Here is a 13,311-nt window from a genome sequence, read left to right as displayed (position 1 = left end):
CGGGGCCGCTCCGGGCGTTCCCGGTCGTGCCGCTTCTCACCGATTTCTCACCCGGCGCGCGAGCTGTCCTCTCACCCGGCGAACGGGGACCGGCCGCTCAGCCCGGGGTGATGAAACCGGACTCGTACGCCGCGATGACCGCCTGGGTACGGTCCCGGGCGCCGGTCTTCGCGAGGACCGCCGCCACATGCGTCTTCGCCGTCGCCGGGCCGACCGCGAGCCGGTCCGCGATCTCCGCGTTGGTCAGCCCCGCCGCCATCAGCCGCAGCACGTCCGCCTCCCGCCCTGTCAGCCGCGCCACCCACGCCCGGGCTCCGGCGGCCGGCCGCCGCGCGGTGTGCTCGGCGGCCAGCGTGCGCACCGCCGCCGGGTAGAGGAGCGAGTCGCCGCACGCCACCAGGCGCACCGCCTGCACCAGCTCCTCGGCCGCCGCCCGCTTCAGCAGGAACCCGGCCGCCCCGGCGTGCAGGGCGTCGTACACGTACGCGTCGTTCTCGAACGTCGTGACCACGACGATCCTCGGCGGGTCGGACAGCGTGGCGAGGATCTGCTCCGTGGCCCGGATGCCGTCGATCTCCGGCATCCGTACGTCCATCAGCACCACGTCGGGCCGCAGCTCCCGCACCACGGAGACGGCCTCCGCGCCGGTGGCGGCCTCCCCGACGACCTCGATGCCCTCCTCGGCGTCCAGGATCACGCGCAGCGCCGTACGCACCATCCGCTCGTCGTCCGCGAGCACCACCCGCACCGGAGCCCCGCTCATCGCCGCCCCTCCTGCACGCCGTCCGTCCCCGGGACCGTCAGCGGGAGCCGGGCGGTCAGCCGCCAGACGCCGTCCACCGGTCGTGCCTCGGCCCGGCCGCCCAGCAGGACCGCCCGCTCCGCGATGCCGCGCAGCCCGCGGCCGCCCCCGGGCCGGGCCACGGCCGGCCGTTCGCCCAGCGTATTCTCCATCACGATCTCCAGCTCCCTCTCCCGTACCGCGACCAGCAGCCGCACCGGGGACGCGTCCCCGCCGTGCCGCAGGGCGTTGCTCAGCCCCTCCTGGACGATCCGGTACGCCTCCCGCGAGACCACCGGCTGCACCACCCCCGGGCCCTCCGGATCGCCCTCCCGTTCGTACGCCACCGGCACCCCGCAGTGCGCCAGCAGCCCGCCGAGCGCGTCAAGACCCGGCCCGTACGCCATGCCCTCGTCGTCCGGCTCCCCGTCCTGCCGCAGCAGTCCCAGCACCGAGTCCAGCTCGCCGACCGTCCGCCGCGTCGTCTTTTCGATGGCGGTCAGCGCCTCGCGGACGAACTCCGGATCCCGGTCCAGGACCCGGCGCGCCGCCCCCGCCTGAAGGGTCACGGCACTCAGCGCGTGCCCCACCGAGTCGTGCAGCTCCCGGGCGAGCCGGTTGCGCACCGCCAGATCCGCCGCGCGGCGCTCGGCGGCGGCCAGCCGGTCCTCCGGCGTCGGCCCCAGCAGCACCGGGGCCCGCCGGGCCAGCACCTCCCCGGCCACGGCGGCGGCCAGCGCCAGTGCCACCAGCATCGCGAGCCCGGCGAACGGCGCGAGGGCCAGGACCCACGGCTCCCGCAGCACGGGGGAGCCGTCGAGCAGCCAGGTGTCGCGCAGCCCCGCGAAGAACGGCAGGCAGACCACCGCCACCGCGAACGGCGGCAGCGCCAGCGTGGCCCCGCTGACGATCCCGCCGAACGCCAGATGCAGCGTGAACCAGCCGGCGGTACGCGTCCGGGCCTGCCGGGTCCGGGCGGGACCGTCGGCCAGCAGGGCGGGCGGAACCCCGCACAGGGCGCGGGCGGCGGCCACGCACAGCGGCCGTACGAGCGCGAAGAAACCGGTCGCCGCCGCCATCGGCAGGGCGAGCGCGAACGCGACGAGCTGGGCGGACAGGGAGGAGAAGAGCTGTTCCCCGCCGCCCGCCATCCCGACCAGGACCGTGGCGACCAGGAAGTACGGCATCAGCAGCGCGCCGCCGATGATCAGATGCAGCCAGCGCAGCCGCGCCCGCCGTCCGAACAGTGCGGCGACCGGCTTCATGACACCCGGCTCTCGTGGGGCGCGTTGCGTGCGGGGACGGACCGGGCCGCCGCGCGCTCCGCGAAGAAGTACGCGCCCAGCGTCACGACGAGCGTCCCGGCCAGCATCTGGACAGCGTAGATCACCATCGTGGCCGCCGTCGGCCGGTCCGCCGCTTCGCCCGCCTCCATCAGCGCGGCGATGCTCAACCACCCTCCCCAACAGGCCATTTGCGCCGAACCGGCCCAGGCCAGGACGAGCGGCAGACGCAGGGAGAGACGGCCGGTGCGCCGGAAGGCGAGCAGCAGCACCGCGACGGCGGTGGCCAGGACGAAGAGCAGGCTGACGGCTTCGAGGACGTAGAAGTCGCTGGTACGGTCCGCCGCCCGGCCCGCTTCGAGTCCGGCGGTCGAACCGGTCGCCCACAGCAGGTGGGTCACGCCGGGGGCCAGGGCCGCCGTCGCGGCGGCGACGGCGGTCGCGCGCAGGGCGGGCGCGGTCGGAGTCTCCGGCAGATCCCGCAGCCGCCCCTGCCACAGAGCGCCCCAACGCTCCCTGGCGTACAGCGCGAAGAGGGTGCCGAGGGCGAGGCCCTGGACGATGAAGCCGCCGTAGACGACACCGAAGACCCACGGTTCGAGGAACGCCTCGGAACTCCCCTCGCCGACCGGCCGCCCGCCGCCACCGCCGAGGAGCCGTACGATCAGCTGGGCCGGGAAAGCCGTCATGATCGGCAGCAGCAGACCGCTCGCCACCCACATAGGCAGCACCAGCAGCCAGGCCGGTACCCGCAGCCCCCAGGGCCGGGTGAGCAACAGCGCGAGGACGACGACCGCGCCGTCCATCAGCACGGTCACCCCGTTGGCGACGGCCAGCATCGTGCCGCCGTCCAGCAGCGGACTGCCGTCCGGGATCCCGAGCCGGCTGCCCGCCATCCAGGCCGTCTTGAGGCCGACGTAGGGCAGGCAGGACACCATGGCGACCACCCGCAGCACGGACCGCGCGCGGCCGATGCGGTACGGGGGTGTCTCGGGCGGTGCGGTGCCGTACGGGGGTGCCTCGGGCGGTGCGCTCGTGCCGGTGCTCCGGTTCGCTGTCATGGCACCAGGCTTCCGCGCGGGCCGCCGCCCGCGCGTCCTGCCCGGCGACGATCCGTCTCCGCCGGGCGGGGGAGACCGCGGGCGGGGAGACCCTGGGCGGCGGAGGCCGTACGAGGAAGGCCGTGCGAGGAAGACCGTACGAGGAAGACCGTGCGAGGAAGACCGTGCGAGGAAGACCGTGCGAGGAAGGCCGTGCGGTGAGCCCCTACGGGCGGAGCGTCACCCGCACCCGGCCCTCAGAGCCTGCGCGTGGCGAGCGTGAGCCGGTCCCGGGCGTCGAACAGGGCGTCCTTCACCATCTGTTCGTGGCCGGCTGTGAGCCGGGCGACCGGCACCGAGCAGCTGATGGCGTCACGCGCGGGCGTCCGGTAGGGGATTGCCACACCGAAGCAGCGCAGGCCGAGGGTGTTCTCCTCGCGGTCCACCGCGTAGCCCTGCTCCCGGACCAGCCGCAGCTCATCGATGAGCTTCTCGCGGTCCGTGATGGTGTGCTCGGTCAGCGCGGGCAGCGTCTCGGGCAGCATCTTGCGGACCTGTTCGTCGCTGTGGGTGGCCAGCAGCGCCTTGCCGAGCGAGGTGGAGTGCGCGGGCAGGCGGCGGCCGACCCGGGTGAAGGGGCGCAGATAGTGCTGGGACTGCCGGGTCGCGAGGTAGACCACGTTCGTCCCGTCCAGGCGGGCCAGGTGGATGGTCTCCGTGGTGTCGTCGGACAGCCGGTCCAGCGTCGGGCGGGCGGCGGCCACGACCTCGTCGCCGTCGATGTACGACGTGCCGACCAGCAGGGCGCGGACGCCGATCCCGTACCGGGTGCCCGTCGCGTCCGTCTCCACCCAGCCCAGCTCCACCAGGGTGCGCAGCAGCATGTAGAGGCTGGACTTGGGATAGCCGACCGCTTCCTGGACGGCGGCCAGCGAGTGCATGCCGGGCCGCCCCGCGAAGTATTCGAGGAGCTCCACCGTCCGTACCGCGGACTTGACCTGTGCCCCACCGGACTCGGCGACCGACATCGCCCACGCCCCCTTCTTCTTCCAGCTCATCGACTTCTCGTCCGCGTCGCCGTCCGAAAAGTCGCCACACGATTGCCAACACGGAACGCCCGGAAATAGAGTCCCAGGGCATTCACGATCAGGAACTCTGTTCAGAATAACGAACACTTGTCGATGTGCGGCCACAGTCGGCCGCACATCGGCCGGGAGCCGGTCAAAAATCCGGTCGCAGGACGGTCGCACGGCGGAAGGGAAGCACCGTGAGCGCAGCACCAGTCTGGAGTGTCGACCCCCGAACGGGGAACCCGCGCGAGCAGGTTGCCGTGGAGGCTACCGCCGAGGAGGTCGACCGCGTGGTCCGGGCCGCCCACGCCGTCCGCGACGCCCTCGCCGACCGGGCGGCGCGCGCCGCGTTCCTGCGTACGGCGGCGGAGCTGCTGGAGGTGTCCGGCGAGCACATCATCGAGGCGGCCGACGCGGAGACCGCCCTCGGCCCGGCCCGGCTTACCGGCGAACTCGCCCGCACCGCAGCCCAGTTGAGGTCCTTCGCGGAGGTCGTCGACGAGGGGGCCTATCTCGACGTCCACATCGACCACGAGGACGGCTCCCGCACCCCGCCCTGGCCCGACCTGCGCCGCTACAAGATCCCGCTCGGGATCGTCGCGGTCTACGCCGCGAGCAACTTCCCGCTCGCCTTCTCCGTCCCCGGCGGCGACACGGCCAGCGCGCTCGCGGCCGGCTGCCCGGTCGTCGTCAAGGCGCACCCCGACCACCCGGCCACCTCCGAACTCTGCGCCTCCGTCCTCCGCCGCGCCGCCGCCCGCACCGGGCTGCCCGAGGACGTGCTGACCGTGGTCCACGGCTTCGACGCGGGCGTCGAGCTGATCCGCCACCCGCTGGTGAGCGCGGCGGGCTTCACCGGCTCGGTACGCGGCGGCCGCGCCCTGTTCGACGCGGCGGCCGCCCGCCCCACCCCGATCCCCTTCCACGGCGAACTCGGCTCGCTCAACCCGGTCGTCGTCACCGGGGCGGCCGCCGCCGAGCGCGCCGGGGAGATCGGCACCGGTCTCGGCGGCTCGATGACGCTCGGCGTCGGCCAGTTCTGCACCAAGCCCGGCTTCGTCCTGGTCCCCGAGGGGGCGGCGGGCGACCAACTCCTCAAGACCCTCACCGAGACGGTCAGCTCCACCGGTTCCGGCGTCCTGCTGGACCACCGCATGCGGGACGCCTTCGTCGCGGGCGTACGGGAGCGGGCCGCGCTGCCCGACGTCGACGCCCCCGTCACCCCCGGCGCGGCCGGCGAGCACACCGTCTCCGCCGGATTCCTCACCGTGCCGGCCGCCCGGCTGACCGCGAAGGGCCCGCACGACGCGCTGCTGGAGGAGTGCTTCGGCCCGGTCACCGTGATCGCCCGGTACACCTCCGTCGACGAGACCGCCGCCGTCCTGGCCCGCCTGCCCGGGAACCTCACCGCGACCCTCCAGACCGCCACCGAGGACCCCGACCCCGACGCGGCCCGCCTCCTCGCCGCCCTCACCCCACTCGCCGGCCGCATCCTGGTCAACGGCTGGCCGACCGGCGTCGCGGTCGCCCCCGCCCAGCACCACGGCGGCCCCTACCCCGCCACCACCTCCACCTCCACCTCCGTCGGGGCCACCGCGATCGAACGCTGGCTGCGCCCGGTCACGTACCAGAACACCCCCGACGCGCTCCTCCCGCCCGAACTGCGCGAGGACAACCCGCTGGGCCTGCCCCGCCGGGTGGACGGGCGCCGGGCATGACCCTGAACCTGATCGGACGCCGCGCATGAGCCTGCCCCTGCACCTGGGCACCCTCCCCTTCGCCCTGGACGCGGCGGGCCCCGACGGCCGCTGGACCTACTCCGACGGCATACTGACCGGCCGGGCCGGCCCCGGCCAGGACCTCTTCGTCCCCCCGTCCGGCGACTCCCTCGCCCCGGCCTCCGACGCCCCGCGCCTGCTCGGCGCGGTGGGGGAGGGCGACTTCCGGCTGCTGGCCCGGGTACGCCCCGGCCTGGCCTCGGCCGGTGACGCGGGCGCGCTGTACCTCCACGTCGGGGACCAGGAGTGGGCCAAGCTCTGCCTGGAGCACTCCGCGGACCTCCCGACCGTCTGCACCGTCGTCACCCGCGGCCACTCCGACGACGCCAACGCCTTCGTGGTGGAGGAGGGCGTCTGCTGGCTCCGCCTGAGCCGCACCGGCAACGCCTACGCCTTCCACGCCTCCGCCGACGGCGAGACCTGGACCTTCGTCCGCGTCTTCACCCTCGGCACGGAGGAGGAGCGGGCGGCCGCCCGTATCGGCTTCCTCGTCCAGTCACCCACCGGCGAGGGCTGCGGCACGGTCTTCGACCGGATCGCGTTCCTTCCCGGGGGAGTGGAGAACCTGCGCGACGGGCGGTGAGGCGACAGGGAGGGGCTGAGGCGCACACCAGGGCTTCAGGGGCGCGCGCCGGGCGTCAGGAAGCCGTCGCGGCCCGGTCGGACGCGCTGCGCAGAACGCAGAACTCATTGCCCTCGGGGTCGGCGAGCACCGCCCAGCCGGAGCCGTCCGGGTTCCGGAGATCGGCGACGAGGGTGGCGCCGAGGGCCAGCAGCCGCTCCACCTCCTCCTCGCGCGAGGTCTGAGGGCGCAGACACAGATGGAGCCGGTTCTTGCCCTTCTTGGCCTCGGGCACCTGATGGAAATAGAGCATCGGGCCCTCCGCCATCATCACCTGCGTCTCCGGCATGCCCGGTCCGTCCTCCGGATGCAGCGGACGGCCGGTCACCCGGCTCCAGAACCGCGCCAGCTCATACGCGTTCACACAGTCGATCGCCACGTTCTGCACCACTGAGACCATGCGCGCGAGCTTTCCCGATTTCCGCTCCGGACGCCAGCGGGTCGCGGAGCGGGAATCACCTGGGGGACGCCGCGGCCTGCGACACGGACGGGGCCTGCGAGGTTTCGCGGGGCTGACCTCCGTCCATAAGAATCCCTTTGGTGCGCCCCGTAACTCTTCGTCGTTGACTTGGAGTTAGGGGCGCTCCAGGGTGGACGCATGACGATCCTCGCGCCCATCCAAGCCGCAGCCGTCGAATTCGCGCCCGAGGTCATCTACCTCAACACCTCCAGCTGGGGCCTGCTGCCCCGCCGGACGATCGCCGCCGTCAAGGCTCTGGCCGACGAGAACGCCGCCGGGCGCCGGGTGGGGGCGGGCAGCTTCGAGGCGGTGGAGGCCGCCCGGGCCGGGTTCGCCCGGCTCGTCGGCGTCCACCCGGACCGGGTCGCCACCGGCAGCTCCGTCACCGTCCACGTCGGCCTGGTCGCCGCCTCGCTGCCGCCCGGCGCCGAAGTCCTCTGCCCCGAGGGCGAGTTCTCCTCCGTGGTCAGCCCGTTCGCGCTCCGCGGCGATCTGTGCGTGCGGTACGCGCCGCTCGCGGACCTCGCCGAGGCCGTGCGCCCCTCGACCGCGCTGGTCGCCTTTTCCGCCGTGCAGTCGGCCGACGGCCGGGTCGCCGATCTCGCCGCCGTCCGCGCGGCCGCCGCGGCGCACGGGGCCCGGACCCTGCTGGACGCCACCCAGGCGGCGGGCTGGTTCCCGCTGGACGCCGGGGCGTACGACTACACCGTCACCGGCGGTTTCAAGTTCCTGCTCTGCCCGCGCGGTACGTCGTTCCTGACCGTCACCGAGGAGGCGCAGGACACCCTGCCGCCCCTCTTCGCCGGCTGGGTCTCCGCCGGCGCCCCCTGGGCGAGCAATTACGGCCCGTTGGAGCGCCTCGCCCCGACCGCACGCGGCTTCGACGAGCCGCCCGCCTTCCTCGCGTACCACGGGGCCGAGCACTCCCTGGACCTGCTCGCGGAGGTCGGCGCCGACGCCCTGTACGCACACGCCACCGGGCTCGCTGCCCGGCTGCGGGCGGGGCTCGCCGAGCTGGAACACGAGGCCGTCCCCGGGGAGTCGGCGATCGTCGCCGTGCCGGGGCTGGACGGCCGTCAGCCCGGCCTGGCGGAGGCCGGTATCGCCGTCTCCGCCCCGGCCGGGAATCTGCGGATCTCCTGCCACCTCTACAACACCGAGGACGATGTGGACCGGGTGCTGAAGTTCCTGGCCTGATCGATACGGGTATCGACCAGGGTGCGGCTCAGCGCCGGTCGGGGCAGTCCTCGGTCTCCCGGCAGAGGTTCTCCTCGATCTTCGCCAGCAGCCGGACCAGCTCCGCGCGCTCGGCCGGCTCCAGCCCCGCGAGCGTGTGCTCCTCCAGGCTGCCCCAGGCGGCCTCGACCGCGGTGTGCAGCGCGCAGCTCTCGTCCGTCGCCTCGACCAGCACGGCCCGCCGGTCGGCCGGGTCGGGGCGGCGGCGCACATGCCCGGTCTGCTCCAGTCGCTGGAGCATCTTCGTGACCGTGGACGGGTCCAGGTCCAGGGCCCTGATCAGCTCGGTCTGCCGGACCGCCCCCCGGTCCCACAGGTGCATCATCAGCAGCTCCTGCCCCGGGTAGAGGTCCACCCCCCTGAGCGCCTTGCCCGCCGCGATCCGGTGCAGCCGGGCCACCCGGGAGACGGCGTGGCTGACGGGCCCGCTGAGCGCCGCCATGGGCAGCGCGTCGGTACAGGCCTCTTCCGCGGGGGTGGCGTGGCCGGTGGTCATGGTGGGCTCCTGAGGTCCTCGGGGCTGCGAGCGGCGGCTTTCGGCAGTGGCTTCGGCGGCTTCCGATGATGCCCGACTCCATGGCCGACTCCGCGTCCAGCTCCACGTCCGCTCCATGCCCGGCGGTTTCCCACGACTTTACCTTGGTCGGCCAATCAATGGGTTACAGTTGCCGTCGACGCCGATGCTTGGCCGACCACATACTTATCTTGGGAGCCTCCATGACCACCGCGTTCGACCCGATCGACCTCTCCGGCACCCCGCTGGCCAACCGCATCGCCCTGGCCCCGATGACCCGCAGCCGGGCCGGCGAGGGCGGCACCGCCACCGAGCTCACCGCCACGTACTACGCCCAGCGCGCCTCGGCCGGCCTCGTGATCACCGAGGGCATCCAGCCGTCCGTCGTGGGACAGGGCTACCCCTCCACGCCCGGCCTGCACAGCGCCGAGCAGGTCGCCTCCTGGCGTACGGTCACCGACGCGGTGCACGCCGCAGGCGGCCGGATCTTCGCCCAGATCATGCACGCGGGCCGCATCGGCCACCCGGTTCTGCTCCCCGACGGCCTCGTTCCCGTCAGCGCCTCCCCGGTCCGGGCCGAGGGGCAGGTCTACACCCACGCCGGACCGAAGGACTTCGTCGAGCCGCACGAGCTGACCGACGCCGAGGTCCGCGCGACCGTCGCCGATTTCGTCACCGCCTCCCGCAACGCCGTGGAGGCCGGTTTCGACGGGGTCGAGCTGCACGGCGCCAACGGCTACCTCATCCACCAGTTCCTCGCCCCCAACACCAACCGGCGCACCGACGCGTGGGGCGGCTCCGACGAGGCCCGCACCCGGTTCGCGGTCGAGGTCGTCAAGGCTGTCGCCGCCGAGATCAGCCCGGAGCGCACCGCCCTGCGCATCTCGCCCGGCAACCCGTACAACGACATCGACGAGCCCGCGCCGGAGGCCACGTACACCGCGCTGGTCCAGCAGATCGAGCCGCTCGGCCTCGCCTACCTGCACGTCCTGGAGGCCGGCCCGATCCGCGAGCTGACCCTCGCCCTGCGCAAGGCCTTCTCCGGGGCCCTCGTCATCAACGTGCACTCCGAGGGCCCCACCGGGCCCGGCGACCACACGGTGATCGACGACGGCATCGCCGACCTGATCTCCTACGGGGCGCTCTTCCTCGCCAACCCCGACCTGCCCGCCCGGCTGAAGGCGGGCGGCCCGTTCAACACCCCCGACCCGTCGACCTTCTTCGGCGGCGACGCCGAGGGCTACACCGACTACCCCGCGCTCGACGCCGTCTGATCCGCGGGAGGCCGCCCGTCCCACCGCCACGACGTGCGGCGCGGGTGGTCCGGCAGCTCGGCGCGACCGGTGGCCCACAGCAGGACGGTCCACCGGTCGCCGCCCGCCGGGGCGTCCGGGAAGAGCCGCGCCAGCACCCGGCCGCAGAGCGCGGCCGGCGGCGCCCACTTCAGGCCCAGGCCCTCGGCCAGGTCATGGGTGTGGACCAGGGTCTCCACCACGCCCATCGCGGCGAAGCCCTCCGGGTCGGAGATCCCGAACCCGTGGTACGAGCGCACCTCGGGCGGCGTCGTCCGCGCCATCGAGGCCAGCAGCGCCCCGCTCGCCTCCAGCGTGGCCAGCAGCCCGGCGGTGCCCGCCGCACGATCGGCGAAGATCGCGTTGTGCGGGCCGCCCTCCCGGTCCGGCGCCCATCGATACGGCACCTCGTGGTCCAGCGGAGGCGTACGAGGCCCCAACTGCGCGGCGTACGCGAACAGATCGTCGCTGAGGTGCTCCACCGTCTCCCAGCAGGTCCACGTCAGGCTCCCCGCCGGCGTGTCCCAGCGGTCCGCCGGGGCCCCGGCCAGCACATCCACCGCGAGCCGCACGGCACTGGTCACGTCGTCGGCGGTCACCGGCAGCCGGGTGCCGGTCAGCGCCGCCCGTTCGGCCGCGCCGCACTCCACACAGAACTCGTTGCCCTCGGGGTCGGCGAGCGTCGCCCACCCGCGCCCGTTCGGCTTGCGGTGATCGCCCACCAGGGTCGCCCCGAGCGCGAGCAGCCGCTCGACCTCCTCGTCGCGGGAGCGGTCCTGCGGCTGGACGTCCAGATGGACGCGGTTCTTGGTCTGCTTCTCCTCGTCCACCTGGACGAAGAGGATCGCCGCGCCGGGCGCCTCGACCAGCGCCTCCGGATCACCGGGGGAGTCCTCGTCGGAGAGCGGCGCACCGAGCACCTGGGCCCAGAAGGTGCCGAGTCCGTAGGCGTCGGCGCAGTCGATCGTGATGTGACGTACGTGGGAAGTCATGGGTGCCACCCTCCCCGTCGGCCCGGCCCCGGTCCAACGAGTTACGCGAGGGGCCCGGGACGGCGTACCGTCCCGGGCCCAATGCGTCTGCTTCTCCCGCTACTTCACCGGGGTGAAGTCCCGCGCGCCGATGAACTCGGGGCGGCGGATCGGAGCCGCGAAGGGCTCCTGCGCCTCGTTCTCCACGCTGTTGAAGACGATGAAGACGTTGCTGCGCGCGTACGGGGTGATGTTGTCGCCCGAACCGTGCATGGCGTTGCAGTCGAACCAGGTCGCCGAACCGGCCTTGCCCGTGAAGAGCCTGATGCCGTGGCGGTCGGCCATCTTCGTCAGCGCTTCGTCGGACGGGGTGCCGGCGTCCTGCATCTGGAGCGACTTCTTGTAGTTGTCCTTCGGCGTCTCGCCCGCACAGCCGAGGAACGACTTGTGCGAACCGGGCATGATCATCAGCCCGCCGTTGGTGTCGAAGTTCTCCGTCAGCGCGATCGACACGGACACCGTCCGCATGTTCGGCAGACCGTCCTCCGCGTGCCAGGTCTCGAAGTCCGAGTGCCAGTAGAAGCCCGTGGCCCCGAAGCCCGGCTTCACGTTGATCCGGGACTGGTGGACGTACACGTCCGAGCCGAGGATCTGGCGGGCCCGGCCCACCACTCGCTCGTCGCGGACCAGACCGGCGAAGACCTCGCTGATCTTGTGGACCTCGAAGACGGACCGTACGTTCTGCGACTGCTTCTCGACGATCGAGCGCTCGTCGGCGCGGATCGCCGGGTCGGAGATCAGCCGGTTCAGCTCCGCCTCGTAGACGGCGACCTCGTCCGGGGTGATGAGCTGGTCGACGGTGAGGAAGCCGTCGTGCTCGTAGCCCTGGAGGTCCTTGGCGGCGATCGGACCCGGTGCGCCCGGCGCGGACCAGATGACCGGGTCCTGGCGGGGAGTGGTCATCTCGGCGGCGCCGCGCGAGGGGTACAGATCGGCGCGTACTTCGGTGGTCATGGTTCAGCCCTCCTCGGTCAGCAGTGGGTAGACACCGTTCTCGTCATGGTCCTCCCGTCCGGTGACGGGGGGGTTGAAGACGCACACGCAGCGGAAGTCGGTCTTGGGCCGCACGGTGTGCTTCTCATGCCCGTTCAGCAGATACATCGTGCCGGGCGTGATCCAGTGCTTCTCGCCGGTCTCGTCGTTGGTGAGCTCGGCCTCGCCCTCGGTGCACAGCACCGCCTCGATGTGGTTCGCGTACCACATGGAGGTCTCCGTGCCCGCGTACAGCACGGTCTCGTGGAGCGAGAAGCCCACCTTCTCCTTGGCGAGCACGATGCGCTTGCTCTCCCAGGTTCCGGACGCGGCCTTCACATGCCGGTCGGTGTTCTCGATGTCACTGAACGATCGGACGATCACGGTGAGCGGTTGCCCTTCTCTTCTCTGTACAGGCCCCGGGCCTCGCGGCCCGGGGCCTCTTCTTCTCCGCCTGCCCCGGCAGTGCCGGGTCAGGCCGTTTCGCGGACGCAGCGGGCCAGCGTGCGCAGGCCCTCGTCCAGTTCTTCGGGGGTGATGGTCAGCGGCGGCAGCAGCTTGACGACCTCGCTCTGCGGGCCGGAGGTCTCCAGCAGGAGCCCCAGCTCGAAGGCGCGGGCGCAGACCGCGGCGGCGCGCGCCGGGTCCTCGAACTCCATGCCCCACACCAGGCCCCGGCCGCGGAACTGCGCGGTCGGCTCCTCGCCGCAGATGGCCAGCAGGGTCTGCTCGACCTGCTCGCCGCGGGCCAGGGTCTGCTTCTCCATCTGGCCGTCGGCCCAGTAGGCGTCCAGCGCGGCGGCGGCCGTGACGAAGGCCGGGTTGTTGCCGCGGAAGGTGCCGTTGTGCTCGCCCGGCTCCCAGATGTCCAGCTCCGGCTTGAACAGGCAGAGCGACATCGGCATGCCGTAGCCGCTGATGGACTTCGACAGCGTGACGATGTCCGGGACGATGCCGGCCTCCTCGAAGGAGAAGAAGCCGCCGGTACGGCCGCAGCCCATCTGGATGTCGTCGACGATCAGCAGCATGTCCTGGCGCTCGCACAGCTCCTTGAGCGCGCGCAGCCACTCGGGGCGGGCGACGTTGATGCCGCCCTCGCCCTGGACGGTCTCCACGATCACGGCGGCGGGCTTGTTGAGCCCGGAGCCCTGGTCCTCCAGGAGCCGCTCGAACCAGAGGAAGTCGGGGACCGTGCCGTCGAAGTAGTTGTCGAACGGCATCGGCGTGCCGTG

At 72.8% G+C, this 13,311-nt stretch carries 14 protein-coding genes; 4 read left to right on the top strand and 10 right to left on the bottom strand.

Annotated features, from left to right (window positions below; translation table 11 throughout):
- Positions 1-97: 97 nt before the first annotated feature.
- The 4 genes from ACFWM7_RS12975 to ACFWM7_RS12960 all read right to left on the bottom strand — a co-directional run bounded on the left by ACFWM7_RS12975 (position 98) and on the right by ACFWM7_RS12960 (position 4,132).
- The gene (locus ACFWM7_RS12975; protein WP_383259268.1) at positions 98-763 is read right to left on the bottom strand and encodes a response regulator; all 666 of its coding nucleotides are present in this window, start codon (positions 761-763) and stop codon (positions 98-100) included.
- Complete coding sequence (locus tag ACFWM7_RS12970) at positions 760-2,046, bottom strand: sensor histidine kinase (RefSeq protein WP_383259266.1); 1,287 nt, start codon at positions 2,044-2,046, stop codon at positions 760-762. Before ACFWM7_RS12970 ends, ACFWM7_RS12975 begins: the two co-directional genes overlap by 4 nt.
- The gene (locus tag ACFWM7_RS12965; protein ID WP_383259263.1) at positions 2,043-3,125 is read right to left on the bottom strand and encodes a hypothetical protein; all 1,083 of its coding nucleotides are present in this window, start codon (positions 3,123-3,125) and stop codon (positions 2,043-2,045) included. The genes ACFWM7_RS12970 and ACFWM7_RS12965 overlap by 4 nt, the downstream gene beginning before the upstream one ends.
- Positions 3,126-3,361: 236 nt before the next feature.
- Positions 3,362-4,132, bottom strand: coding sequence for an IclR family transcriptional regulator (locus ACFWM7_RS12960; RefSeq protein WP_383259320.1), 771 nt, complete (start codon positions 4,130-4,132; stop codon positions 3,362-3,364).
- 239 nt (positions 4,133-4,371) lie between these two features.
- On the opposite strand from ACFWM7_RS12960, the gene ACFWM7_RS12955 reads away from it, so the two are divergent.
- Both ACFWM7_RS12955 and ACFWM7_RS12950 read left to right on the top strand, forming a co-directional pair.
- Positions 4,372-5,892 (top strand): aldehyde dehydrogenase (NADP(+)), encoded by a 1,521-nt coding sequence (locus ACFWM7_RS12955; RefSeq protein WP_383259261.1) that lies wholly within the window; start codon positions 4,372-4,374, stop codon positions 5,890-5,892.
- A 31-nt stretch (positions 5,893-5,923) separates the two neighbouring features.
- Positions 5,924-6,535, top strand: coding sequence for a DUF1349 domain-containing protein (locus ACFWM7_RS12950; protein WP_383259318.1), 612 nt, complete (start codon positions 5,924-5,926; stop codon positions 6,533-6,535).
- A 55-nt stretch (positions 6,536-6,590) separates the two neighbouring features.
- Here the strand turns inward: ACFWM7_RS12950 and ACFWM7_RS12945 are convergent, their stop codons facing one another.
- Positions 6,591-6,974 carry a VOC family protein gene (locus tag ACFWM7_RS12945; protein ID WP_383259258.1) on the bottom strand — a complete coding sequence of 128 codons (384 nt, stop codon included), beginning with the start codon at positions 6,972-6,974 and terminating at the stop codon, positions 6,591-6,593.
- 198 nt (positions 6,975-7,172) lie between these two features.
- Here ACFWM7_RS12945 and ACFWM7_RS12940 point away from each other — a divergent pair, with 198 nt between their 5' ends.
- Positions 7,173-8,231 carry an aminotransferase class V-fold PLP-dependent enzyme gene (locus ACFWM7_RS12940; RefSeq protein WP_383259255.1) on the top strand — a complete coding sequence of 353 codons (1,059 nt, stop codon included), beginning with the start codon at positions 7,173-7,175 and terminating at the stop codon, positions 8,229-8,231.
- A 28-nt stretch (positions 8,232-8,259) separates the two neighbouring features.
- Here the strand turns inward: ACFWM7_RS12940 and ACFWM7_RS12935 are convergent, their stop codons facing one another.
- Positions 8,260-8,766 (bottom strand): MarR family winged helix-turn-helix transcriptional regulator, encoded by a 507-nt coding sequence (locus ACFWM7_RS12935; protein WP_383259252.1) that lies wholly within the window; start codon positions 8,764-8,766, stop codon positions 8,260-8,262.
- 221 nt (positions 8,767-8,987) lie between these two features.
- Here ACFWM7_RS12935 and ACFWM7_RS12930 point away from each other — a divergent pair, with 221 nt between their 5' ends.
- Positions 8,988-10,058: an alkene reductase gene (locus ACFWM7_RS12930; protein ID WP_383259247.1), complete on the top strand. Its 1,071-nt coding sequence runs from the start codon at positions 8,988-8,990 to the stop codon at positions 10,056-10,058.
- Here the strand turns inward: ACFWM7_RS12930 and ACFWM7_RS12925 are convergent.
- The 4 genes from ACFWM7_RS12925 to ACFWM7_RS12910 all read right to left on the bottom strand — a co-directional run.
- Positions 10,034-11,068 carry a VOC family protein gene (locus ACFWM7_RS12925; RefSeq protein WP_383259243.1) on the bottom strand — a complete coding sequence of 345 codons (1,035 nt, stop codon included), beginning with the start codon at positions 11,066-11,068 and terminating at the stop codon, positions 10,034-10,036. The two genes, ACFWM7_RS12930 and ACFWM7_RS12925, sit on opposite strands and share 25 nt — an antisense overlap.
- 99 nt (positions 11,069-11,167) lie before the next feature.
- Positions 11,168-12,061, bottom strand: a complete 894-nt coding sequence (gene thpD, locus ACFWM7_RS12920) for an ectoine hydroxylase (protein WP_383259239.1) — start codon at positions 12,059-12,061, stop codon at positions 11,168-11,170.
- Positions 12,062-12,064: 3 nt separating this feature from the next.
- Positions 12,065-12,463, bottom strand: a complete 399-nt coding sequence (locus ACFWM7_RS12915) for an ectoine synthase (RefSeq protein ID WP_383259235.1) — start codon at positions 12,461-12,463, stop codon at positions 12,065-12,067.
- A gap of 89 nt (positions 12,464-12,552) precedes the next feature.
- Positions 12,553-13,311: aminotransferase class III-fold pyridoxal phosphate-dependent enzyme (locus ACFWM7_RS12910; protein WP_383259231.1), on the bottom strand; the 759-nt coding region annotated here is incomplete at its 5' end.

It is taken from the genome of Streptomyces sp. NPDC058375, from assembly GCF_042723425.1.
GTDB lineage: Bacteria > Actinomycetota > Actinomycetes > Streptomycetales > Streptomycetaceae > Streptomyces > Streptomyces durocortorensis.
The sequence above is the reverse complement of the archived record's forward strand: the minus strand, read 5'-3'. Positions and strand labels throughout refer to the sequence as shown.